Raw genomic sequence first — 23329 nt, forward strand, 5'->3', positions numbered from 1 at the left:
CAGCTCTGGATGATGATTTCTTTTTTATAGGAAACACCTTAAACCAAAACGCCATTTCAAAAACAAAGCCCGCAATAATAAAAAAAATAAGCCAGTGTGCTACCATACGAATAACAAGCAATAGCGGCAATAATTAATGCAGCTAAAATCAACCATTTTATAAATACATTCATCTCTGTGTGGTTGATTTAATAAAGCCAAAGCCTTTATCGTCATTCTACGATTTTAATAATCCTTTGTTCATCCTTGAATCGTCCATTTAATAGCTGTTAATTTTACACCCGTTTTAAAAGAGGCTCAAAACCAAGCAAACCTAGCGAGCCCACCAACAACCGTAGTTTCCTTATTAACCCCTCATTTTGCAAAAAAGCGTATTTTTGCTTCTTTTAATGTGCTTAAAAATACAGAAAACGCACAAATTCCGCCCCCCATAAATGCAATTTGAAAACTAGATAGCGAAGAAAAACTAAATTGCTGAGAATACATGTACTGCCCTAATAACTGTGCAAAGGTAGCCACACCTAAAATAATCAACAATGGGCACACAACTAGCGTAAACCAAAACCAAAAACGTCTAATACCTTTCATAAAAACTTCCTTTTACTTTAAATTTAACTTAGAAATTAATTATATAGTGAGCCACCAGCATTTTATTTTAAAAACAGCTTATAAGATTGCCGCATGAATTTGATGTCTAAAGTCAAGATTTGCCCCTTTGGTTCTACAGACCTCTTTGGTTCTACATTTGTCCTTGTTAGGCATGATTTTTATCAGGTTGGATGTTTATTCCTTTGATTAACAACCAAAGGCCAAACGTTATTTCAAAAAAAGCTCCCGGCATCATGAAGTAACTCAATACTTGAGGTGGATTAAGTAGAACAATATTTGAAAAACCATACACCACCATCGAAATATAAGTGAATAGTCCCCAAAGAACCAACCACTTAGGTACGTAATTGGAAACGTAGAACAAATACATGAAAATCGTGGCACCAATACCCATGATAATTAAAAGAACATCCCACATCGAGCCACTTATTTTCACAAATATGCTAGCTAATGTATGCAGCTGCTCATCTTGAAATACAGTTGAAAATTCTGGATTCTTTAAAACTGCTATCACTGCCAATGTAATGATTGTTGCGACAAAGCCGAGAAGCCCTTCTCCAAACCTGAAAAGTAGTGCCACGAGAGCAAAATTTTTGTTTATCGTTTTAGTAACTAAGTACTGTGCCCATGAAGCCCAAATAACCGCTATAAACATAATAATATCTATAGTTTGAGCAAGTCTGAACTTAATCTCAACCTCATCAAAGGCCCCAAAGTTGTATATACCTTGCTTAAATAGTAGTGAATTAAACATCCCTAAAATTATATAAATCAAGTACGCAGCACCTAAATGCTTAACATACAACTTAAATGATGAACCATTATTCCCCATTGATAATTATCCTGTGATTGCTGAGTGTTTAAATGCCTAACGCCGAGATAAAGGGCCGGAGCTGCACAGCAGTGGAGGTCCAGCCCTCAGGCCCTTTTGTGGGCGGTCTTTGATTACCTGGTTATATTTTTTAATTTTGAATGTTAGCATCCAAAATTTTCTTACATGCGACAAGCTGATTAAACAACTCTTCTGTAGAATACTCATATGCTCTTTGAGCTAGTGTGCTTTCAATTTGATTATAAACACTAAGGTTCTTGTTAAACTCGCTCTCTTCTTCCTTTGTCACAACCTTACGTACAATCATTTCTGAATACGTGTGAACACCAAAAGCTAATGAAATAACACGATGCTCTATAAACTGCCTAACAAGGTCATCATCGAATTCATTCGTATCAATTTCAGAAATCACCTTATCAAGATTGGCTTGCAATTCTTCTAGTGTTTATAGCTGCATAATGCCTACTTATTGATTTACATATAACAACGCCGCACTAAGAGTGCAAAAAATTGTTGGCTAAAATGTTGAACGGAGTGAAAATACCCAACTGTTTTTTGTGATCTTCACCCGATAAAGTGGACACCGTCCACGTTTCAATTAACTGCCAATTCAAACTCGACAGGTAACTTTTACCCAACGCCCAAATCTAATTATCTGTTGTGGGGTATACTCCATTATCCAAGAGCGATCTGCTGCAACTACAAGCATATGTTTTTGATTAAAGTAATCGTCTGGTTTCTTAAGCAGAGCATCCCAAGTTGTTTGCTGAAGTTCAGACCAAGCAGTATCGGTTAAAATGACTTCGATGGAATCCGAAATCTCTTTGCTATTTAACCAAGACTCCAATTTTTGGATATGAGTTAGATCTTCAAATGAAGCCATTACCCACTCGCTGCTTTCATCAACGCCAGAATCCCAAACAACTTCGTGCAAATGAGGTTCTACGAGTTTTCTAACATCTCTGCTTCGTAATGCTTGATTAAGAAGGTTGACCATCCATAGTTACCTAACGCTTTACTAAACGGTGCGAAATTGTTGGCTAAAATTGCGAGGAACGAGCACTAGCCAACTGTTTAGCGTCCGTTTGAGTAACTTGTTAGCAATTTAATGCTAATTATATTTATCACAGACTGAAGACTTACCAAAACTGTCATCATCTCTACAAGCTTCTTTTGTCGCGTCAATAACCGACTCATTACTAATCGGCGTCCAGTAGTTCTCAGATACTAAGTATTTAAGCTTTTTGTTCCCTGCACCAAGCCCAGTAAGCTCTAAAATTTTTTCTAATTTATTAATAAAGCTATTAGATGAACTTGTTTTATAGTCAAGATACATTACTACTGATTCTGGTGTCACGTAATTACATGACGATAATGGCGGGAGTTTAAAATTGGTTGTTGATTTGGCAGGAATTACATAGCCATCCATTGCTTTGAATTCATAAGCAGGCATATACGATTCATTACCACCTGGAATCGAAACGCTACTGCCATCCGCAGAAAAATTGCCATAAACTTGTTCTGTGATTTTAAAGACAAACTCCTGCTGATCTGGAGTTGCTCTTAAGTACTCTATTTTTTGATCGGTTGAGCTTTTATTAGTTAATTGGAATTCGTAGCCTCTACCTACTGGTTTAATGTATTTTACTTCGATATCTCCAGTAAAGTATGAAAAAATCAAGTTAGAAAAAAACGCTAACAAACCAGTAGCTGCTAACCAGAGAATAACAGGATTAAGTTTTGCCAAAATATTTATATTTGATTTTGCATTCTTATTCACAGGCCGTTTTAAAGAGTGTCTTTTGACCTGTTTTTTTCTTTTATTTTTACTTTTAGGCATTTTAATTTTTTTAAATTTACAATTACATTAATGATAGCAATATCAAATATATATTAATACTGGTTGAGTGAGCGCGATAGTTGAACCGATTGCTAACAACTTTGTCTACGACAACTGTCGTTTTATAAACCGACAAATGTCCATATATTACATTGCATTTATCTTAACCCTCAAATAAACACCTGTAAACAACTAGTTAACTACAGCTCATACTTCATAAATGCAGAGATACCCCAAAATGGTGAAGATCAGTAATATTGGACAAAACACCATTACTGTATAAATAAACAGTATCGCTAAATATGCCATTTTTCGCTTATAAAACATTCAGCTCACTGGCTGGTAATTTAGCTAGGTGGTTTTAATTTTTGCCGCTGTTGATTATGATGTTCGTATTCCCTGCCTTTTTAAATCCATTAAGGTTTTTCAGTCATTTTATTAAGGATTATCTCATGTCTAGCTATAACGAATCTCCAGAGCAAATTGCACAGGCCACTGAGGGCTATGTGATGCAGCAAACTATGTTGCGTATTAAAGATCCAAAACCGTCGCTGGCATTTTATGAAAACGTATTGGGCATGAAACTATTAGGAAAGTACGACTTTCCTGGTATGGAGTTTACTTTGTACTTTTTAGGCTATGAGCAAGATATGCCAAAAGGCGATGATAAAGAAAAAACTCAATGGGTGTTTCGCCGCCCTGCGCTGATTGAGCTTACCCATAACTGGGGCACTGAAAACGACGACAGCTTTAGCGGTTATCACAGTGGTAATGAAGAACCAAAAGGCTTTGGCCATATTGGGATTAGCGTACCTGATGTATATGCAGCGTGCGAACGCTTTGCTAAATACGATGTGGAGTTTGTAAAACAGCCAGATGGCGGCTCAATGAAAGGCCTTGCCTTTATTAAAGACCCTGACGGTTACTGGATTGAAATACTCTCGCCAGAGGGAATTACCGATATTATTTTTGGTAAATAACCCATATATAGAATATTAAAAAGCCAGCAAACAAGCTGGCTTTTGTGTTTCTAAATAAACAATTACTTATAAGTAAAAGTCACTTCATCCATTTTAGCTAAAACACCTGAATCAGACTCAGAAAAAGTAACTTTATCAGTTACTGCAGTAATATTATTAAAGGTTATAACTACTTCTCCTTCCATTACTGTATCGCCATTGTTAAAGCTAACGCTGTTTGATGTGGTCTGAAATTTATTTTTATAGTCAAATGAAAGGTGTACGTCACCTATATATGTTTGGGTTTTATTATCCGAAGAGAAAACTTGTTTGTTTGCTGTAATTACATGCTGATTAGCTAAAACAACACTTGGTAAAGCAATTGCAACAACGACTAATACTTTAAGTAACTTCATATTTATTTCCTTATATTAGAGAGCTTATAACAAATAAAAAATTAATGAGTATTTTTCGTACTCCACATTAAGCTTGCATAAAAGGTACTAGATTGCAAGTATAAAAAAACCAGCTGTTAAGCTGGCTTTGTATATTTACTAATTTACGTAATTACTTGCGTAGTGCGTCTATACGTGCATCAAGCGGTGGGTGAGATGAAAACAACTCAGCCATGCCTTTACCACTGGCAATACCAAAGGCCATCATTGAGCCTTCTAATTGCGATGGGTGGTTTTGCTTTAATCGCTCAAGGGCTGAACGCATTTTGTCTGCGCCTACTAACTGAGCTGCACCGTTGTCGGCTGCATATTCACGCTTGCGGCTGTAATGAGCAACTACCACACTGGCTAGTACACCAAATAATACTTGGAATAACATATCGAATAAGAAGTAAGTCCAGCTGCTGCCGCCCTCATCTTCATCGCTATTTATAAAATTATCTACAATGCCCGCCAGCACTTTTGCGGCAAAAATAACAAAGGTATTAACCACGCCTTGAATTAGCGTGAGCGTTACCATGTCGCCATTAGCCACGTGCGATACTTCGTGGGCAAGCACCGCTTCGGCTTGATCTTGGGTCATGCTGTGTAATAAACCCGTACTTACCGCCACCAGCGAGTTATTTTTACTTGGGCCGGTTGCAAAAGCGTTCATTTCTGGGCTGTCGTAAATAGCCACTTCAGGCATATTAATACCGGCTTTTTTAGCTTGCGCGGCAACCGTATTCATTAACCACTGCTCGGTTTCGTTACTTGGTTTCGTAATAACCTGCGCACCGGTTGATTTTTTCGCCATCCATTTCGACATATACAAAGAAATAAACGACCCACCAAAACCAAATACAGCAGCTATTAATAAAATACCACCCAGGCTACGATGGCTTAAGCCCAGCGCACTCATTATTATTGAAAGCACAACACCTAATACCAACATAACCGCTAAGTTAGTTAATAAAAACAAAAATACACGTTTCATACATGGTCTCCAAAAATAACATTTATTGCTGAGCGATTTCTTTTTGTTGATCGGCCATAGCAATTACTGCGTTATGACACACTATGTCATAACGTCAGCGCTATTTTGTGACAAACTATGTCATAACGCAAGGGATATTTTTAAAGTTTTATATATATTTAATTAAGTTAAACTTTCTAGGTATTTTTCTGTTCAACAGTAAAAATACACTTCTAAAAACAATATAATTCAATAAGTTATTTTGTTTTTATACTATACGCTTTTATATATACCGTGATTAACATTTGCCATATCTGTGGGGAAGCCTCGCTCTTTTGCAAGTACTTGTGCAATTTTACTTATATTTTCATTACAACTGTTCTCAAGGTAGGGCCATTGGTGATGCTTACGGTGGTTATTACTGTCGTGTTCTGTGCAAATTAAACCAAGCTTTATAAATTCAGCTACTATTTCGTCAGCAGCGATCAAAGTTGATGACGCTTTTACATTTTCGGCTCGTGCGTAGCTAATATGCGAATATAAACTTACGTCGGCAACGCGCAAGGTGTCGTCTTCGCCTGGGATCTGTTGGCCGCCAAACAAGGCATTGTTTTGCGTATTAGCGTTTTTAAATGCTGGTACAAACTCAGCTACATAATCAATCGCTTTTTGACCACGTGCTTTTAGCACCTGCTGTTCCCAACCATTATTTATATAATTTAAGTACTTAGCAGGCAGTTGTGGCTGTGCCGTTTGCTCGGCTGTATCTGCTAGGCCATCGTTAAACAAGGTAATTGAGTTAGTCATGCCATGAATTTGATAAAAGCCATTAGGGTACGGCGTTAATTGTGCCATGCCCTCGGGTGTGCCTCGGTTACCATAAATAATAATTTCGGGTATTTGCCCGCCAGCGCCTTGCCAGTGTGCAATGTATGAGGCTTTAAATTCGACCATACGCTTGGGCTTTACGCCTACCATGTCATCAACAATACCGGTTTGAAAGCCACAGGCGTTTATAAGGTAATCTACTTCTGCTGTTTGGGTCGTGTTGCTTTGGTTGTTTTGGTATTCAATTTTCCATTTTGGCATTTGATTTTTAGCACTACTTTGCTCAACTTTGCTGACTTGCTTTACCTCTGTGCTGGTAAGAACATTAGCGTGTTCGTACTGGGCAAGCGCAAGTTGCGCACTTGCTGATAATCTAAATATATTCCAACCGTATTCTTGAACAACAATAAGTGGGTATTTTACTTTGTTTAAGTTTAAATGCTTAGCAACGGGGATCATCCACTCATCTAGCGTTTTAGGCTCAGTAACCTGCTCTTTTTTACTCAAGGTTATCATTTGCTCATGGCTATAAAGCTGATAGTAATTATCAGGCTCGCCAAGAACTTTATTATTATGATCTTGTTCAATTAAGTCTTTATATGCGTTAGTAAGCTTGTCTAACCTTGGCAGTAAATCATCCGGTGAATCATCATCACGCGTTGGCACAGCAAATACAGTTGGGCGTACATCTATGCTGTAAGGATATAGTCGTAAAATATCGATACATTGTTTTAGTAAATCTATACAGTCTTGATCTGGAATTTCACGGTATAAATTACCACCGGCATGCAGATGACACATAGGAGGGCCGTCAATAAGTGACTTTTTTTTCTCAAATATAGTCGTTTTTATGCCCAATGCCGCAAGGCGAATCGCAATTGTTGCCCCTGCAGTCCCCCCACCTAAAATACCTACACGGGTTTTAGGCAGAGCACTTTTTGGTAGAGCTGATTCGGCCTTAACCTGTGTATTATAAGCGTAGTTCTTAATAAATGGGTGGGTCATGGTATTTGTTATTTCCTTAGTAACAATAGCACTGTGTAATTAGCGTTATATATGCATACAAGGAGTGTATTTCAAGGCGCTAAACATATTTATTAAACCGGTTTATTTAATATATAAACTGCTTTGTATATTTATAAAATTACAAAGCAGTATAGTTTAGGCATTTATAGCAAGTGCAGTAAGAAGGGTTTTATAAATTTGTAATTTAGGGGTTTGCTCGGTATAGGGGCTTATAGCAAGCAACGGGAATGGTAAGCGTGTTTTAAGTGAATCTAGGTTTGCTTGGTATTCATCCATAGTGGCATCAACTTGGTTGGCAATCCAGCCAATGCAATTAACACCCATACTTTGCATATGTGCTGCAGTGAGTAATGCATGATTTATACAGCCTAGTTTCATCCCTACTACTAATATTACGGGTATTTGCTCTGCTTTTACCCAGTCATATAAATATTCGTTGTCGTTAATTGGCAATGCCCAGCCGCCCGCACCTTCTGTTAGCAGGTAGTCTGCATCTTGTTGCTTCACATTTTTATAAGCGGTACGTAGCTTTTCAACGCTTAGGGTTACTCCCACTTGCTCTGCTGCAATGTGTGGAGCTATGGCGGGCTCAAAAGCAAACGGATTAATAATGTCGTATTTAGCACTCACAGTCGCGCTTTCCATTAGCATTAAGGCATCGGCATTCACGAGCTGATCAAACGCAAGTTCACACCCTGATGCAATCGGTTTAAAACCTATTGCACGCTGCTTATGTTGGGCGAGTAACTTTAATAGCAAACTAGTTACGTGGGTTTTACCAGCGTCGGTATCGGTACCGGTAATAAAAAATTGCTGCATTGCCTTACCTTTAAATTTTTGCTTTTTCTAATGATAACAATACCACATGGTAAGATACATGGGCTTGGTTGTTTATAAGCGGATACGCCGCACATACTTTTTGTAGCGCCGATTTAGTCAATAAACCAGGGCGCTGCGTTGCTTTATTTTGCGACGTTGCACCAATGGCTTTAATTGAGCTAATCGCTTTAAGCGGGCTTGTAAACTCATCGGTATAAATAACCTCTGTCGCGTTATTAACAATAAACCCTGCCTTTTTGACCGATTGGTTTATATTATCGCGACTTAAAAAGTTATTAATGTGGCTATGCGAATCGAGCGCTGCAAACGCCGTTTTTATTTCATGTAGTGAGCCTTCTACCACCGTACTTATGTACGCCTGCCCACCGGGCTTTAAAGCTGAATGTAATGAATACATTAGCATTTCAAAATTAGCCGACCATTGCATTGCAAAATTACTAAATACCACATCAATACTATTTTGTTGTAATGGCAAATTATCCATGTCGGCGCAAATACGCGGTGCGGTTACTGCACTATTTTTAAGCATGGTAAGGCTTAAATCCATGGCAATTACCTGTTTATATATTCCTTGTAACTCTTGGGTATTCACTAACGGCCCAGCGCCTAAATCAACACAATGTTTGTGCTTTGTGCTCACATCAAGCTTAATGAGTTTAATTAAATCGATTGCAGCTTGTTTTTGTACATGTGCGTGGGCTACATATTGGTTTGCCGCCGTTGAAAACTTGCGTTGCGTTACCTGCTTTAAACTATTAACAGCTAAACAAGCTAACGGTGACTTTATACGCGAGTTAGCATTTGTAGCGTGTGCGCTTATCATGCAATGGCCTTTTTTAAACAGTTTACCAATGTTGTAATATCTTGCTCGGTATGGGCGGCGGTTAAGGTAACGCGAAGCCTTGAGGTATTATGCTGCACCGTGGGCGGGCGAATAGCGGTTAGCCAAATCCCCTGTTGTTTGAGCTGCTCACAGGCTTTTAAAGTCTGTTCGGCACACCCTAAAACTAAGGGTTGAATAGCAGTTGTTGAATCCATTAAGGCAATTTTGTGTTCATTGGCTAAACGTTTAAATAAAGCAATATTAGCGTTTAATTTTGCACGCTTGTGGTTAGCATCACGTATGGTTTTAATTCTTGATAATGTATGCAAAGCAATAAATGGCGATATTGCAGTCGAATAAGTGTAATCGCGGTTAAACTGCAACATGTAATCAATAAATTCACTTGAACCTAATACACACGCCCCGCTACTTGCCACCGCTTTACCAAAGGTGATCACTAAAATATCTGGTAAATTATCTGCCGCTATAAGTGGCTCACAGCTTCCCAAACCCGATTTTCCCAGTACGCCAAAGCCATGCGCATCGTCTATCATTAACCAAGCGTTATGTGCTTTAGCTAAACTCAGTAACTCAATTAATGGTGCTTGGTCGCCATCCATTGAGAATACACCCTCACTCACGATCAGTTTATACTTAGCATTGGACTTTTCGAGCCGTGAACGTAAATGATTCATGTCGTTATGGTTAAAGCGTACAAGTGCCGCGTTTGCATGCAGTGCACCGTCGATTAAGCTCGCATGATTAAGTTTATCCTGAAAAATCGCACTTTGCTGAGCAATGGCTTTATCTTGAAATAACGCTTTTATAACACTGCTATTAGCACTAAAGCCCGAATTAAACAGCATGGCATTGTTATAGCCCAACTGAGCACATAAGTATTTTTCGAGCTGTTGCTGCACACCTTGATAGCCAGTAACTAAAGCAGAGCTATGACTTCCTAAGCTATGCATACCTTCAAGCAAAGTGGGCTCATCCGCAAAGCCTAGGTAGTCGTTACTGGCAAAGTTAAGATAGCGTTTATTATCAACTATAATTTCACGCGCACTGGCTTGCTCAATAACATAACGCTTGCGGTTGAGCGCGCTTTGCTGGCGCGCTTGTAAATGGCTATTTATAAAATCAAATGACATAGCAATACACAATGTTAAGCAGGATAAAACAATTCTGAACTGGCTTTATCAGCCACTTTAGAGGATAACGACGCAGCAACGGCTTCATCTGAATAGTCTTCTGACGTTTCAGGGTTCATACCCAGTTTTTTAATTAATTGCATATCAGCATCAGCTTCTGGGTTTTCTGTAGTAAGGAGTTTATCACCATAAAAAATGGAATTAGCACCGGCAAAAAAACACATCGATTGCATTTGCTCATTCATTGCGCTGCGCCCTGCCGATAATCGCACATAGCTGTGCGGCATCATAATACGCGCGGTGGCAATAGTACGAATAAACTCAAACTGATCTAAGTCGTCTACGTTTTCAAGCGGTGTCCCTTTTACTTTTACTAGCATGTTAATTGGGACGCTTTCTGGTTGCTGCGGCAAATTAGCCAACTGCATTAATAACCCATAACGATCGCTGGGTTGCTCACCCATACCGACAATACCACCCGAACAAACTTTCATACCAGCATCACGCACATGATCAATAGTGTTTAGTCTGTCTGCAAAGGTACGGGTAGATATAATTTGTTCGTAGTATTCAGGTGAGGTATCTAAATTATGATTATAGTAGTCAAGCCCTGCATCACTCAGCGCATGCGCTTTTTCATTGGTAAGCTTACCTAGGGTCATACAGGTTTCGAGACCAAGCTCTTTTACTTCTTTAACCATTTTTGAAATGTACGGCATATCACGGTCTTTAGGATCTGACCACGCAGCGCCCATACAAAAACGGGTTGCACCCTTTTGTTTTGCAAGGCGTGCTTGCTCTACTACTTTTTCTACTTCTAGCAGGCGCTCTCGTTCTAGGTCGGTTTTATAATGACCCGACTGCGGGCAATATTTACAATCTTCAGGGCAAGCACCTGTTTTTATTGATAGTAAAGTAGAAATTTGCACCTGATTAGGATTAAAATTAGCACGGTGTACGGTCGCGGCTTTAAAAAGCAGATCGTTAAACGGCATTTCAAATAAGGCTTTAACCTCGCTATGGGTCCAATCGTGGCGAACTGTTGCAAGCTCCATAATACTCTCTTTTATTTTTTGCTCTTGGTGTTATTGGCTTAGAATACGTATTGCCGTACCATTGTCAACGAAGCTAACTTAATTAAAGTTTACATATGAGCATAAAACACACAATAGACCTTGATTTTGACCGAAATCACATTTGGCACCCTTATACATCAATGACTCAACCAATTCCGGTTTACCCTGTTACACATGCCAATCACAACCTTATCCACCTAGAAACAGGCGAGAAACTCATCGACGGTATGGCCTCTTGGTGGAGCGCAATACATGGCTACAATCATCCCGTTTTAAATAATGCGATGACAGAGCAAATCAATAAAATGAGCCATGTAATGTTTGGCGGCATTACGCATTACAGCGCAGTGGAGCTTTGTAAAAAGCTAGTAGCAATAACGCCCGAACATTTAAACAAAGTATTTTTAGCCGACAGCGGCTCGGTTAGTGTTGAAGTAGCGATTAAAATGGCACTGCAGTATTGGTTAAGCCAAGGCATTAATACTAAACAAAAGTTAATGACTCCGTTTAAGGGCTATCATGGCGATACCTTTGCGGCCATGAGTGTGTGCGATCCGGTTAATTCTATGCATAGCTTGTACTCTGGCTTTTTACCTGAGCATGTATTTGTACCTGCACCTGTTAGCCAATTTCATGACGAGTTTAATCAAGCCGAGGCGGATGAACTAGAACACTATTTTTTAAAACACCACCAGCATGTTGCCGCCTTTATTATTGAACCCATAGTACAAAACGCGGGAGGAATGAACTTTTATCATCCTGAATATTTAGCCTGTGTGCGCAAGTTATGTACTCAATACGATGTATTGCTCATTTGTGATGAAATTGCCACAGGCTTTGGCCGTACAGGTAAAATGCTTGCTGTAGAGCACGCCAATGTACAGCCAGATATACTTTGTATTGGCAAGGCACTCACCGGCGGCACCATGACCTTATCAGCCACGTTAACGACCGATAAAATAGCGATAGGCATTAGCGAAGGTGAAGCCGGTGTTTTGATGCACGGACCTACATTTATGGGCAATCCACTCGCCTGCGCTGTGGCATGTGCCAGTATAGACTTATTGCTTGAACAAGATTGGCAACAGCGAATTTGTGAAATAAACCAAGCACTTCAAAAATTACATCAGTGTGGCTCACTTACTGATGTAGCTAATGTGCGCACTTTAGGTGCAATTGGCGTGGTAGAACTGACAGATGAGGCAGGAATAGTAGATGTAGCTAAAATACAGGCTTATTTTGTTAGCCAAGGAGTGTGGATACGCCCATTTGGTAAACTAATTTACTTAATGCCACCGTATATAAGTGACGATGCCAGTATTAAACAGCTTTGCGATGCTATATATAACGCCATAAAGGGTAAACATTACGTATAGATGGTTAATTATTTTAGCCACTAAAGTTAAAATTAAATTGATATTTCTATTTAGTTATTATTCCTCTGTAAAGTTTAGTAAATTTAACCCTTTGGCTTGATTTAGTGTGTTGATCTAAGGGATGTTTAGGGATATGATAATGACTATCATTTACAATAACATTTATGGACTCACTTGCTATGAAAATATTACTTAAGCCTGCCAAGACATTAAGTGCAACTTTTTTACTCGCTTCTGCGATTTTTGCACAACCGGCACTTGCTAACGGCCCAATTGGTGAGCATGTTAATCACCTTCAAGCTAATTTAAAAACCTACAACGAAGACGTTGAGTGGATGGTTTCAAAGGTTGATACCCTAGTAAGCGATTACGAGAAAAAAGGCGCTAAAGCGGTTAATACTGATGACTTAATTGAGTACTGGGAATCGGTTAAATTTCACAGCGCAATAGAAACAAATTATGTCCCTGTGTATGCCTCTATTTGGCAAGGTTTGTATGGCATAAAAATGGCTATTGATAACAAAAATCCAGCCTCAGAAGTACGTTTGCAGCAACAAGCAATGAACAATGCTTTATGGCAAGGCCTAGGCGCAGTTAAGCTAGCGGCTCAGTTTCAACAAAAAGGGTTATTAAAAAGCGTTAAAGCCACAGCAACAAAAGAAATGACGCAAAGCGCGACCATTGATGAAATTAAACACAAATTAGACCGAGTGGTTGCTAAATACGCAGAACGTTTAGGCGATGAAGCAACCAGCATAGTTCACGATACTTACTTGCATTTATTTGAAGGTGTAGAAGGCACACTCATTGAGCAAGACGCTAACTTAGTAGAAGTACTTGAAAAAGACTTTAACGTAACCCTACCGCAGGCTATTTCAGGTAATAAAACAGTAAATCAAGTACGCGAAGTGGTTGTTGATATGCAAACTAAGTTAACTCGTGCACAAACGCTAATTGAAAAAGCAGAAAAGTCACGTAAGGATGTATTTTAAGTGGAACGCAGAACCTTTATTCAAGGCTTAGCTGCGTTAGGGATAGCTGGCGCTTTGCCGCCATCTCTTTCACGCGCGTTTGCCGCTGATATTGCCAACCCCGTGTCGGTAGATACATTACCTAAACTGAAAGGCGCACTCACCCTTTATTTAGGACGTGGTGAAGGTGGCTTATACGAAAACGTTTTACAAGCCATTCAAAAAAAGAACCCGGATTTAGACCTTGCTATTCGACGCGGCCCAACTGCAGCATTGGCTAATACGATTGTTGCCGAAGCCAAAGCGGGTGTTAAACGTGCTGACTTATTTTGGGCTGTAGACTCGGGCGCTATTGGTTTAGTAACCGATGCAGGGCTTGCTAAACCTATGCCTAGTGATTTATCTGCACAACTACAACCACAGTTTAGATATGATGAGTGGGCACCTGTAACTGGTCGTATACGTACTTTGCCTTTTAATACTGAGCGTTTAACCAAAGAGCAAATTCCAACAAGCATTATGGAAATAGCCGACAGTGATTTAAGTATTGGTTGGGCACCAGCTTATGCTTCTTTTCAATCGTTTGTTACCGCTATGCGAATTTTAGAAGGCAATGATAAAACTGCTAAATGGCTTAAAAAAGTGCAAAAACGCTCAAAAACTTACGCTGGCGAACTCGGTGTAGTAATGGGCGTTGAACGTGGTGAAGTAGATATTGGTTTTGCTAATCACTACTACACGTTACGTTTGAAGTCTGGTAAGCCCGACGCTAAACTCGATCTTGCATTTACAGAGCAAGATGCCGGTTGTTTAGTGAATGCCTCCGGTATTTTATCGCTATCTGACGACCCACTAGCAACTAACTTTATGCGCTATTTACTCAGCGTTGAAGTACAGAGTTATTTAGCGAGCGAAGCGTATGAAATTCCGCTAGTAAATGGCATAAAGCAACCTGATGGCTTGCCTAAATTAACCAGTATTTCGCCACCTAAAATAGACTTAACCCAGTTGGCTGACTTACGCCCAACTATTGACTTAATGCGCAGCAGCGGCGTTTTATAATGCGAATACCACCATCTTATCCTATGGCGCTGCTTGCAGCGCTTGTTACCCTTACCCCTATTTTTGTTTTAATAACGCTTGCCAGTGATGCAAGCTCTTTTTTTGATAGTCATAATTTAACTATTTTAGGCAATACCCTGTCGTTAATGGGATTAACCGTATTAGGCTCAATTTTAATTGGTGTGCCACTGGCATTTATTAGCGCCTATGTGCAGCTGCCGTTTAAAAAGTTTTGGCTGGTGGTGTTTGCCGCCCCTTTAGCTATACCAAGTTATATAGGGGCATTTACGCTTTACGCTGCATTTGGCCCTGGTGGTGAAATACATAACATACTTGGTTTTGAAACCCCTTCTATGTATGGCTTAACTGGCGCCGCCATTGTAATGACCTTGTATACCTTCCCGTTTGTAATGATGACAACCCGCTCCTCCCTACTTAGTCTTGATGCGAGCATGGTCAATGCAGCGCGTACATTGGGGATGTCGATGACACAAAGCGTGTTTAAAGTTATTTTACCCCGTGTTGTAAATGGTATTGCTGCGGGCTCATTACTCGTTGCCTTGTATACGTTATCTGACTTTGGTACACCGGCAATGATGCGTCTAGATACCTTCACTCGTGTTATTTACGTAGAATATAACGCCTTTGAACTGAGCCGTGCGGCTATGCTGTCTATGCAGCTAATGGTAATTGTTGGCTTTTTACTAATGATTGAATCGCAAATTAAAACTGCGTCTGAACGCCAAGGCCGGCCCCTTATTTTATTCCCAAAAAAATGGCAATTAGGCGCGATGTTTGCCACCTTTGCCCCAATTTTATTACTTGCTATTGGCTTACCACTCGCAGTATTTACACTTTGGCTAGTGCGTGATGGTTTCAGTTCGTTTGATTTTAGTATTGCATGGCACTCTACTTACGCTTCAGCCATTGCAGCTATTGTTACAGTTATTGTGGCTATTCCTGTGGCGCATGCTGCTTTAACCGGAAAAGCAGGCAAAGTGATGGAACGCGTTACTTACTTTGGTTTTGGTATTCCGGGGATTGTTATGGGCACAGCGCTTGTGTATGGCGGCTTACAACTGCCATTTTTATATCAAACACTGGGCTTATTGATCATTGCTTATATGCTACGTTTTTTACCACTTGCGGTTGGCTCTGTGCGTACCAGCACCGAGCACCTTGATCCAAGCTTAGTAAAATCAGCCCGTGTGTTAGGCGCAAGCCCACGTGAAGCTTTCACACGTATTACTTTACCACTGACTATGCGGGGTATTATTGCAGGTGCTGCTTTAGTATTTTTAGAGTCGATGCGTGAATTAGAAGCCACACTATTATTGGGTCCAACTGGTTTTGAAACCTTATCTACGTATTTATGGCGTGTTTACGAAGCCGGTTATTTTGGCCGCGCAGCAATACCTGGTTTATTGTTGGTGGTGATTTCGGCGGCGGCTTTAGCTATTATGATGTCTGGCGAGAAACGCAACCAGTTTGAACATTAAGGATTTATATAAATGCTATCTGTAAGTCAGTTGTCTATAGATTATGGCAGTAATCGTGTTGTTAGTGACTTAAATTTCACTTTAGGTGAAAGCGAAATTTTAATGCTTGTTGGTCCAACAGGTTGTGGTAAAAGTACTATTTTACAAGCCCTAGCTGGGCTTTTACCAATTAGCGACGGCGAAATTAAAGTTGCTAAATGGACTGCTACACCAAAGCATACTGTAGCCCCTGAAAAACGCAGTGTAGGTATGGTGTTTCAAGACTTTGCGTTGTTTCCCCATTTAACGGTTGAACAAAATGTGTGTTTTAAACTAAAAGACACAAGCCCTGCTGATCATTGGATAAAGCTACTCGGTTTAGATGCGTTTAGACATAAAAAACCAGCGACACTTTCAGGCGGGCAAAAACAGCGTGTTGCATTAGCGCGCACCCTAGCCCACCAGCCAGACTTTGTATTACTTGATGAGCCACTATCAAACTTAGACGCGGCTTTAAAAGACATGCTACGTTGGGATATACGTAATGCGCTTAAAGAAGCCGGCGTACCCGCTATTTGGGTAACGCACGATCAAGAAGAAGCACTTTCGGTGGGCGATCGCGTGGGTGTACTAAAAGGCGGAAAAATACAGCAAATTGATAGCCCAGAGCAATGCTTTAGTGCACCCAATAATCGCTTTGTGGCACGCTTTCTAGGTGAAGCTAGTTTTATAAAAGGAACGCTGAATAACGGCCAAGCACTTACCGATATTGGTAATGTTCCCGCTCATGGTGTTGACTGTGAAAACGGTGAGGTAGAGGTGTTACTTCGTCCAGATGATGTATTATTAGTACAAAGCAGTGTAGGAAATAATGGCGAAGTAATTTGGGTACGCTTTGAAGGCGGCAGCAGATTATGCGCCATAAAACTAGCCTGTGGTACTGTGGTTACAAGTCGCGTGAGTCATGAAGTAGTGGTAAATCCTGGTGATAACGTACATGTATCGCTTAGTACCTCTCATCCACTGGCGGCATTTAAAAGCTAGCGCTTTATATATTCTACTTTGGAGGAAACTATGAACGGACCAAATCCAAACAATCCATCACCTATGGAAGGGTTTCCTCAAGTAGGTTATTTAAAAAACTTTATCACCTCTGCGAATATAGACGTTGGTGATTATACCTATTACGACGACCCTGATGGCCCTGAAAACTTTGAAAAAAATGTACTTTACCATTTCGATTTTATCGGGGACCGTCTTATCATAGGTAAGTTTTGTGCGATAGCTAAAGACGTTACTTTTATAATGAATGGGGCTAATCATCAAACCTCCGGCTTTTCTACCTATCCATTTTTTATATTTGGTAATGGCTGGGAAAAATCTGCACCTCAACAAGGTGATTTACCTTTTAAGGGAGATACTGAAATAGGTAATGATGTGTGGATAGGTTACAACGCCACCATTATGCCAGGAGTAAAAGTCGGTGATGGTGCCATTATAGCAAGTAAATCTGTGGTAACGTCTGATGTGCCCGCCTATGGTATTGTAGGCGGTAACCCTGCAAAATTAATAAAAAAGCGTTTTGATGATGCGACTATTAATAAACTTCTAGCGATTGCATGGTGGGACTGGAGCAGTGAAGAAATCACCGCTCATTTAGATGCCATTACACACTCTGATATAGACGTATTAGCTAAAATTTAATAATTACCACTCAAACATGTAAGCCATTTTACTAATCGTTTTTAACGGTATGTTATGGCTATTGCGTTTTGCGTATAAGTGTTGCATTGATTTATCTTTCACTTCGCCAACAATCACTTCTTTTACCTGATAGCCTAAAGCAATGGCTGCTTGTGAATAGGCAATAAATTCCCACTTTTTAATATTGGTGTTATCCACTATTACCAGTTCAATGCCTTGTGCTAAGGCATTAATAAAACGGGCCAAGTTTAAATTATGATATTGCGATAATTTAAACTTATCAAAATGATACTCACCCTGCTCGTTAACAAAGTAATCATCTGTTGAGCAAATAAAATATTGGCTTTCATCTGCTCCGGAAAGTTCCTCGGCGAGATTTTGCGCATAATATGACTTACCACTGCCTGGTAGTCCTCGTAAAATAAAAACTTGTTTCATAGCATCCATTTTTTATTAATACGTCAATTCGGTTTATTTAGTAATAATGCCACAAATTGATGAAATTTCAGAGCAACAAATGGTAATAGTGGTTATTTAACTGCAAAAATTGGTTAAAAAAACAACGTACCACTAAAAACTTTTAAAGAGTTGCCCACAACAGTTTTTTTATTTTACTTTACTAGGTATTATACAAGGTTCAAGTGCAGTGACCTCAAATGCTAAAAAGCATGAGTAACGCACAGTTAATTTATATAGTTAGGCAACTTATATCATTGGAGTGAAGATGAGCCATTTAGCGATTTCAGAGCTATTAAAAGGCAATGTTGCGGTAGACAGCCAAGTAACCATTAAAGGCTGGATCCGTACACGCCGCGATTCAAAAGCAGGAATATCATTTTTAGCCGTTCATGACGGTTCGTGTTTTGATCCTATTCAAGCGGTAGTTCCTAATTCACTGAATAATTATGATGAAGTTACAAGCTTAACAGCAGGCTGTTCTGTGTCGGTTACCGGTGTATTAGTACAATCAGCAGGACAAGGTCAATCTTTCGAAATTCAAGCTAACTCAGTAACTGTGTTAGGTTGGGTTGAAAACCCAGACACCTACCCAATGTCGGCTAAACGCCACAGCATTGAGTATTTACGTGAACACGCTCACCTTCGCCCTCGCACTAATATGATTGGCGCAGTAACACGTGTCCGTAACTGTTTAGCACAAGCAATCCACCGCTTTTACCATGAGCAAGGGTTTTACTGGATCAGCACGCCAATTATTACTGCAAGTGACTGTGAAGGCGCAGGTGAGATGTTCCGTGTATCAACGCTTGATATGCAAAATCTGCCAATGACGGACAAAGGCGAGATTGATTACAGCGAAGACTTTTTTGGCAAAGAAGCCTTTCTAACGGTATCTGGCCAGCTAAACGGTGAAACATATGCATCAGCTATGTCAAAAATTTACACCTTTGGTCCTACGTTCCGTGCAGAAAATTCAAATACATCTCGCCACTTAGCAGAATTTTGGATGGTAGAGCCAGAAGTTGCGTTTGCTGATTTAGAAGATATCGCAAAACTGGCTGAAAACATGCTTAAGTACGTGTTTAAAGCCGTATTGGAAGAACGCCGTGACGACATGGAATTTTTCGCATTACGTGTTGAAAAAACAGCCATTAGCCGTTTAGAAGAATTTGTTGAAAAAGACTTTGCCCAAGTTGACTACACCGACGCTGTAGAGATTTTAAAAGCGTGTGGCAAGAAATTTGAGTACGACGTTGAATGGGGTGTAGATTTACAGTCTGAGCACGAACGCTACCTAGCTGAAGAACACTTTAAAGCACCGGTTGTTATTAAAAACTACCCGCGTGATATTAAAGCATTCTACATGCGTCAAAATGAAGACGGCAAAACTGTTGCAGCTATGGACGTAGTTGCACCAGGTATTGGTGAGATCATTGGTGGTTCACAACGTGAAGAGCGTCTTGATGTATTAGATGCACGCCTTGAAGAGATGGGCTTAAACAAAGAAGACTACAGCTGGTACCGCGACCTACGTAAATACGGTAGTGTGCCACACTCTGGCTTTGGTTTAGGTTTTGAGCGTTTAGTTGCTTATGTTACCGGTATGGGTAACGTACGTGATGTTATTGCATTCCCACGTACTAAAGGCAGCGCAACGTACTAAGCTAAGCTTTGTAACGTTAAATAAAAAAACCAACCCGCGGGTTGGTTTTTTATTGTCTGATATATTAATGTGCATAAATACTTGAACAATTTGCCTCCCGCTTAAGGAAGAAAATTGTTATAAATACTAAATCTTTATAAATATTTTTCGTTTATAAAGCATATTCGAAATTACCCAAAAGCCAATAACATGCAATAAAGCAAAGGTGAACGATGCCAATTTAGCGCTCATAACCAAGGCGAGTTGCTGATACATCCAATCCCCCAAGTTTAGCTCGCCAATATTAATCAGTGAATAGCTCAGTACCCACACAGCCGATAATACATATATAAACAGTGGGTTTGACCCATACACAATTAATGGATTAACAAGGCGCTCAGGTTTAACAATGTCGCAAAGCCAAACAAAAAATGCCAACACACTACAAGCAATCCCGGATGTGTAGATAACAAAGCTACTGGTCCAAAGTGATTTATTAATTGGCATCACCATTGAGGTTAATTGCCCAATAACAACTGCAACTACACCAATAACTAACAGCCGTTTAATACTTGCCCACTGGCAACTTGTGCTCGTTAACAGGCGCGTTACTTCAAAACCAAATAAGACACTCACCACAGCGGGTAACGTACTGATCAGCCCTTCTGGATCAAATGCGAGCCCTTTGCCTTGCCATAAATGCGACTCACCTAGTACGGCAATATCAACCGCTCTAACTAGGTTATGTTCGAGTGTATAAGCGTTTTCAGCGCCAACGCTTAACAGTAATAACCAATAAGCAACTAAGATAATAACCGATAGCGTTAACACCCCTCGCCTATTTAAAAACAACACACAGATAGACGCTAAAATATAGGCTATCCCTATACGTTGCAGTACACCTAATATTCTCAAGTTTTCAATATTGGTAGTTAAGGGATAAATATTTAAAGCTAGACCAATGGCAAATATAATTGCTCCACGTTTAACTAGTCTTAATACTTGGCTAGCACTGGCTGCACTGTTAGTTTTTTTGAACGAAAAAAACATCGCAGAGCCAATAATAAACATAAAAAACGGAAAAATTACATCCGTAGGGGTACAACCATGCCAATCTGCATGAAGTAAAGGGGCATACACATGGGACCACGTTCCCGGAGTGTTTACCAGTATCATTAACGCTATGGTTAGCCCACGCATAGCATCAAGTGCTTTATACCTTGTCATTTTGGCTCCTATTTAATAATTTGTATTTCTACAAATGACAACGCTGTCACTTTGTAGTAAAAAAACTTAAATCGCAAGTAATTTAGATAAGTGGAGTTGTTGAATTAAAAAAGCCGCAGAATCAATAATGAAACGGCGGCTTTAAATCAGAATTTGTTACTTTAGGAGCGGTTTATTGCTTTCCTTTATAGTGCTTGCTCTAACTGTGGTAAAACATCAAATAAGTCAGCAACTAAACCGTAATCAGCTACTTGGAATATTGGCGCATCAGGGTCTTTATTAATGGCAACAATAACTTTTGAATCTTTCATACCCGCAAGATGCTGAATGGCACCACTAATACCCACAGCAATATATAAATTAGGCGCGACAATTTTACCTGTTTGCCCTACTTGCATATCGTTAGGCACAAAGCCCGCGTCAACCGCTGCACGTGATGCACCAATAGCGGCACCGAGTTTATCGGCAATGCCATTTAATAATGCAAAATTTTCACCATTTTGCATACCACGACCACCCGAAATAACCACATCTGCAGCCGTTAGCTCTGGACGCTCTGATTCAGTTTGTTCAACACTAACAAAACTGCTTAACTGTGAATCAGAGACTGCATCTACAGCGGTTACATTAGCTGGAGCTTGCTCGCCTTGTAAATCAAAGCTACTTGCACGTACTGTGATCACTTTTTTACTATCGAGCGATTTAACCGTTGCAATAGCATTACCCGCGTAAATTGGGCGCTTAAATGTATCTGCGTCAATTACGTCAATAATTTCTGAAATTTGCGCTACATCTAATAATGCGGCAACACGCGGCATAAAGTTTTTACCTGTAGTAGTTGCACTTGCCACAATATGGCTGTAACTATCTGCAAGTGATAACACTAGATCTGTCATGCTTTCAGCAAGTTGATGCTCATAAACTGCATTATCAGCAAGTAAAACATTCGCAACACCCTCAATGCTCGCGAGTGACTCACTCATGGCGCCAAGGTTTATGCCTGCTAATAATACATCTACGTCAAAGCCTAATTTTTTAGCGGCATTAATCGTTTTTGAGGTTTCTGGTTTTAAGGCACCGTTATCGTGCTCTGCAATTACAAGAGTTTTCATTTAAATCACCTTTGCCTCTGTTTTAAGTTTTTCTACAAGCTGTGCAACATCTTCAACAATAATCCCGCCGCTACGTTTTGCAGGCTCTTCTACACTGACCAATTCAATACGCGGGGCTAAATCTACACCTAGCGAATCAGCCGCAATAACTTCTAACGGCTTACGTTTGGCTTTCATAATATTAGGTAGCGACGCATAACGTGGCTCATTCAAACGTAAATCGGTGGTGACTATTGCGGGTAAATTAAGTGCAACGGTTTGTAAACCACCATCGACTTCACGAGTGACATTCACTTTGTCATTTTCAATAACCACTTTAGAAGCAAACGTACCTTGACCACGATTAGTCAGCGCCGCTAGCATTTGACCTGTTTGATTATTATCAGAATCGATTGACTGTTTTCCTAAAATAACCAGCTCAGGCGATTCTTGTTCAACTACTTTGGCAAGCAATTTTGCTATATGTAAGGACTCTAAGTTTTGCTCTGTTTCAACATGAATCGCTTTATCTGCGCCCAAAGCCAGTGCTGTACGTAATTGTTCTTGAGATGCTTTAGCGCCAATAGTAACAACAACTACTTCGGTTGCAGTACCCGCTTCTTTTAAACGAATCGCTTCTTCTACAGCAATTTCACAAAATGGGTTCATGGCCATTTTAACGTTAGTTAAATCAACACCGCTGTTGTCAGGTTTAACGCGAGCTTTTACGTTGTAGTCGATCACTCTTTTTATTGGTACGAGAACTTTCATAGGGACTCCATAATTATTTAAACCTATAAGCTAACGTCTACGTCAACCTATTTATTTTATGAAATCAGACTACTTCCTGTTGACGTAAACGTCAACCTAAAATAACCTTAAACTATTCACAACCTGTAACGATTAATTTGCATAACAAAGAAAC

Annotated in this window: 24 protein-coding genes; 8 read left to right on the top strand and 16 right to left on the bottom strand. The window is 39.9% G+C overall.

The window, feature by feature from the left end:
- Positions 1–354: 354 nt before the first annotated feature.
- The 5 genes from CWB75_RS01185 to CWB75_RS01205 all read right to left on the bottom strand — a co-directional run bounded on the left by CWB75_RS01185 (position 355) and on the right by CWB75_RS01205 (position 3281).
- Positions 355–588, bottom strand: coding sequence for a hypothetical protein (locus CWB75_RS01185; protein WP_138569673.1), 234 nt, complete (start codon positions 586–588; stop codon positions 355–357).
- 166 nt (positions 589–754) lie between these two features.
- Positions 755–1441 (bottom strand): DUF4386 domain-containing protein, encoded by a 687-nt coding sequence (locus tag CWB75_RS01190; RefSeq protein ID WP_109874627.1) that lies wholly within the window; start codon positions 1439–1441, stop codon positions 755–757.
- Between the two features lie 130 nt (positions 1442–1571).
- Positions 1572–1874: a hypothetical protein gene (locus CWB75_RS01195; protein ID WP_138569674.1), complete on the bottom strand. Its 303-nt coding sequence runs from the start codon at positions 1872–1874 to the stop codon at positions 1572–1574.
- A gap of 177 nt (positions 1875–2051) precedes the next feature.
- Positions 2052–2438, bottom strand: a complete 387-nt coding sequence (locus CWB75_RS01200; RefSeq protein ID WP_138569675.1) for a hypothetical protein — start codon at positions 2436–2438, stop codon at positions 2052–2054.
- Between the two features lie 114 nt (positions 2439–2552).
- Entirely contained in the window at positions 2553–3281 is a 729-nt protein-coding gene (locus CWB75_RS01205) for a hypothetical protein (protein ID WP_138569676.1), read from the bottom strand.
- Positions 3282–3733: 452 nt separating this feature from the next.
- Here CWB75_RS01205 and gloA point away from each other — a divergent pair, with 452 nt between their 5' ends.
- Positions 3734–4261 (top strand): lactoylglutathione lyase, encoded by a 528-nt coding sequence (gene gloA, locus CWB75_RS01210; RefSeq protein ID WP_010390059.1) that lies wholly within the window; start codon positions 3734–3736, stop codon positions 4259–4261.
- A 62-nt stretch (positions 4262–4323) separates the two neighbouring features.
- Here the strand turns inward: gloA and CWB75_RS01215 are convergent, their stop codons facing one another.
- The 7 genes from CWB75_RS01215 to bioB form a co-directional block, all read right to left on the bottom strand.
- On the bottom strand, positions 4324–4656 hold the full coding sequence (locus CWB75_RS01215) for a hypothetical protein (protein ID WP_010390060.1): 333 nt from the start codon (positions 4654–4656) through the stop codon (positions 4324–4326).
- A 151-nt stretch (positions 4657–4807) separates the two neighbouring features.
- Positions 4808–5671 carry a protease HtpX gene (htpX, locus tag CWB75_RS01220; RefSeq protein WP_138569677.1) on the bottom strand — a complete coding sequence of 288 codons (864 nt, stop codon included), beginning with the start codon at positions 5669–5671 and terminating at the stop codon, positions 4808–4810.
- Between the two features lie 252 nt (positions 5672–5923).
- Entirely contained in the window at positions 5924–7483 is a 1560-nt protein-coding gene (locus CWB75_RS01225; RefSeq protein ID WP_138569678.1) for an FAD-dependent oxidoreductase, read from the bottom strand.
- Between the two features lie 156 nt (positions 7484–7639).
- Positions 7640–8323, bottom strand: a complete 684-nt coding sequence (bioD, locus tag CWB75_RS01230) for a dethiobiotin synthase (protein ID WP_138569679.1) — start codon at positions 8321–8323, stop codon at positions 7640–7642.
- Positions 8324–8333: 10 nt separating this feature from the next.
- Complete coding sequence (locus tag CWB75_RS01235) at positions 8334–9167, bottom strand: methyltransferase domain-containing protein (RefSeq protein ID WP_138569680.1); 834 nt, start codon at positions 9165–9167, stop codon at positions 8334–8336.
- Positions 9164–10318 (bottom strand): aminotransferase class I/II-fold pyridoxal phosphate-dependent enzyme, encoded by a 1155-nt coding sequence (locus CWB75_RS01240; protein ID WP_138569681.1) that lies wholly within the window; start codon positions 10316–10318, stop codon positions 9164–9166. The genes CWB75_RS01235 and CWB75_RS01240 overlap by 4 nt, the downstream gene beginning before the upstream one ends.
- Positions 10319–10332: 14 nt before the next feature.
- Positions 10333–11373, bottom strand: a complete 1041-nt coding sequence (gene bioB, locus CWB75_RS01245) for a biotin synthase BioB (protein ID WP_138569682.1) — start codon at positions 11371–11373, stop codon at positions 10333–10335.
- A 95-nt stretch (positions 11374–11468) separates the two neighbouring features.
- Here bioB and bioA point away from each other — a divergent pair, with 95 nt between their 5' ends.
- From bioA to CWB75_RS01275, 6 genes are all read left to right on the top strand, one after another.
- Positions 11469–12770 carry an adenosylmethionine--8-amino-7-oxononanoate transaminase gene (gene bioA / locus CWB75_RS01250; protein WP_138569683.1) on the top strand — a complete coding sequence of 434 codons (1302 nt, stop codon included), beginning with the start codon at positions 11469–11471 and terminating at the stop codon, positions 12768–12770.
- Between the two features lie 179 nt (positions 12771–12949).
- The gene (locus CWB75_RS01255; protein ID WP_138569684.1) at positions 12950–13762 is read left to right on the top strand and encodes a hypothetical protein; all 813 of its coding nucleotides are present in this window, start codon (positions 12950–12952) and stop codon (positions 13760–13762) included.
- Positions 13763–14803 (top strand): extracellular solute-binding protein, encoded by a 1041-nt coding sequence (locus tag CWB75_RS01260; RefSeq protein ID WP_138569685.1) that lies wholly within the window; start codon positions 13763–13765, stop codon positions 14801–14803. It begins immediately after the preceding gene.
- The gene (locus CWB75_RS01265; RefSeq protein ID WP_055012108.1) at positions 14803–16302 is read left to right on the top strand and encodes an ABC transporter permease; all 1500 of its coding nucleotides are present in this window, start codon (positions 14803–14805) and stop codon (positions 16300–16302) included. The genes CWB75_RS01260 and CWB75_RS01265 overlap by 1 nt, the downstream gene beginning before the upstream one ends.
- 12 nt (positions 16303–16314) lie before the next feature.
- Complete coding sequence (locus CWB75_RS01270) at positions 16315–17325, top strand: ABC transporter ATP-binding protein (protein WP_075169194.1); 1011 nt, start codon at positions 16315–16317, stop codon at positions 17323–17325.
- A gap of 30 nt (positions 17326–17355) precedes the next feature.
- Positions 17356–17985: a Vat family streptogramin A O-acetyltransferase gene (locus CWB75_RS01275; protein ID WP_138569686.1), complete on the top strand. Its 630-nt coding sequence runs from the start codon at positions 17356–17358 to the stop codon at positions 17983–17985.
- Between the two features lie 3 nt (positions 17986–17988).
- Here the strand turns inward: CWB75_RS01275 and CWB75_RS01280 are convergent, their stop codons facing one another.
- Positions 17989–18423, bottom strand: a complete 435-nt coding sequence (locus CWB75_RS01280; RefSeq protein ID WP_008113825.1) for an ATP-binding protein — start codon at positions 18421–18423, stop codon at positions 17989–17991.
- A 286-nt stretch (positions 18424–18709) separates the two neighbouring features.
- Here CWB75_RS01280 and asnS point away from each other — a divergent pair, with 286 nt between their 5' ends.
- Positions 18710–20107: an asparagine--tRNA ligase gene (gene asnS, locus CWB75_RS01285; RefSeq protein ID WP_008113822.1), complete on the top strand. Its 1398-nt coding sequence runs from the start codon at positions 18710–18712 to the stop codon at positions 20105–20107.
- 126 nt (positions 20108–20233) lie between these two features.
- Here asnS and CWB75_RS01290 read toward each other — a convergent pair whose 3' ends face one another.
- From CWB75_RS01290 to CWB75_RS01300, 3 genes are all read right to left on the bottom strand, one after another.
- Positions 20234–21313 carry an acyltransferase family protein gene (locus CWB75_RS01290; protein ID WP_138569687.1) on the bottom strand — a complete coding sequence of 360 codons (1080 nt, stop codon included), beginning with the start codon at positions 21311–21313 and terminating at the stop codon, positions 20234–20236.
- A 185-nt stretch (positions 21314–21498) separates the two neighbouring features.
- Positions 21499–22425 (bottom strand): electron transfer flavoprotein subunit alpha/FixB family protein, encoded by a 927-nt coding sequence (locus CWB75_RS01295; RefSeq protein ID WP_008113818.1) that lies wholly within the window; start codon positions 22423–22425, stop codon positions 21499–21501.
- On the bottom strand, positions 22426–23175 hold the full coding sequence (locus CWB75_RS01300) for an electron transfer flavoprotein subunit beta/FixA family protein (protein ID WP_054200981.1): 750 nt from the start codon (positions 23173–23175) through the stop codon (positions 22426–22428).
- Positions 23176–23329 lie beyond the last annotated feature (154 nt).

It is taken from the genome of Pseudoalteromonas sp. S1608 (genome assembly GCF_005887265.1).
Lineage (GTDB): Bacteria > Pseudomonadota > Gammaproteobacteria > Enterobacterales > Alteromonadaceae > Pseudoalteromonas > Pseudoalteromonas undina.

Bases quoted from the DNA above. Each gene is read 5' to 3' on its own strand.
- htpX (WP_138569677.1), bottom strand. From the start codon at position 5,671: ATGAAACGTGTATTTTTGTTTTTATTAACTAACTTAGCGGTTATGTTG.
- CWB75_RS01290 (WP_138569687.1), bottom strand. From the start codon at position 21,313: ATGACAAGGTATAAAGCACTTGATGCTATGCGTGGGCTAACCATAGCG.
- CWB75_RS01225 (WP_138569678.1), bottom strand. From the start codon at position 7,483: ATGACCCACCCATTTATTAAGAACTACGCTTATAATACACAGGTTAAG.
- CWB75_RS01205 (WP_138569676.1), bottom strand. From the start codon at position 3,281: ATGCCTAAAAGTAAAAATAAAAGAAAAAAACAGGTCAAAAGACACTCT.
- CWB75_RS01270 (WP_075169194.1), top strand. From the start codon at position 16,315: ATGCTATCTGTAAGTCAGTTGTCTATAGATTATGGCAGTAATCGTGTT.
- CWB75_RS01190 (WP_109874627.1), bottom strand. From the start codon at position 1,441: ATGGGGAATAATGGTTCATCATTTAAGTTGTATGTTAAGCATTTAGGT.
- CWB75_RS01215 (WP_010390060.1), bottom strand. From the start codon at position 4,656: ATGAAGTTACTTAAAGTATTAGTCGTTGTTGCAATTGCTTTACCAAGT.
- bioD (WP_138569679.1), bottom strand. From the start codon at position 8,323: ATGCAGCAATTTTTTATTACCGGTACCGATACCGACGCTGGTAAAACC.
- CWB75_RS01255 (WP_138569684.1), top strand. From the start codon at position 12,950: ATGAAAATATTACTTAAGCCTGCCAAGACATTAAGTGCAACTTTTTTA.
- CWB75_RS01240 (WP_138569681.1), bottom strand. From the start codon at position 10,318: ATGTCATTTGATTTTATAAATAGCCATTTACAAGCGCGCCAGCAAAGC.
- CWB75_RS01275 (WP_138569686.1), top strand. From the start codon at position 17,356: ATGAACGGACCAAATCCAAACAATCCATCACCTATGGAAGGGTTTCCT.
- CWB75_RS01200 (WP_138569675.1), bottom strand. From the start codon at position 2,438: ATGGTCAACCTTCTTAATCAAGCATTACGAAGCAGAGATGTTAGAAAA.
- CWB75_RS01265 (WP_055012108.1), top strand. From the start codon at position 14,803: ATGCGAATACCACCATCTTATCCTATGGCGCTGCTTGCAGCGCTTGTT.
- bioA (WP_138569683.1), top strand. From the start codon at position 11,469: ATGAGCATAAAACACACAATAGACCTTGATTTTGACCGAAATCACATT.
- CWB75_RS01280 (WP_008113825.1), bottom strand. From the start codon at position 18,423: ATGAAACAAGTTTTTATTTTACGAGGACTACCAGGCAGTGGTAAGTCA.
- asnS (WP_008113822.1), top strand. From the start codon at position 18,710: ATGAGCCATTTAGCGATTTCAGAGCTATTAAAAGGCAATGTTGCGGTA.
- CWB75_RS01300 (WP_054200981.1), bottom strand. From the start codon at position 23,175: ATGAAAGTTCTCGTACCAATAAAAAGAGTGATCGACTACAACGTAAAA.
- CWB75_RS01235 (WP_138569680.1), bottom strand. From the start codon at position 9,167: ATGATAAGCGCACACGCTACAAATGCTAACTCGCGTATAAAGTCACCG.
- CWB75_RS01185 (WP_138569673.1), bottom strand. From the start codon at position 588: ATGAAAGGTATTAGACGTTTTTGGTTTTGGTTTACGCTAGTTGTGTGC.
- bioB (WP_138569682.1), bottom strand. From the start codon at position 11,373: ATGGAGCTTGCAACAGTTCGCCACGATTGGACCCATAGCGAGGTTAAA.
- gloA (WP_010390059.1), top strand. From the start codon at position 3,734: ATGTCTAGCTATAACGAATCTCCAGAGCAAATTGCACAGGCCACTGAG.
- CWB75_RS01295 (WP_008113818.1), bottom strand. From the start codon at position 22,425: ATGAAAACTCTTGTAATTGCAGAGCACGATAACGGTGCCTTAAAACCA.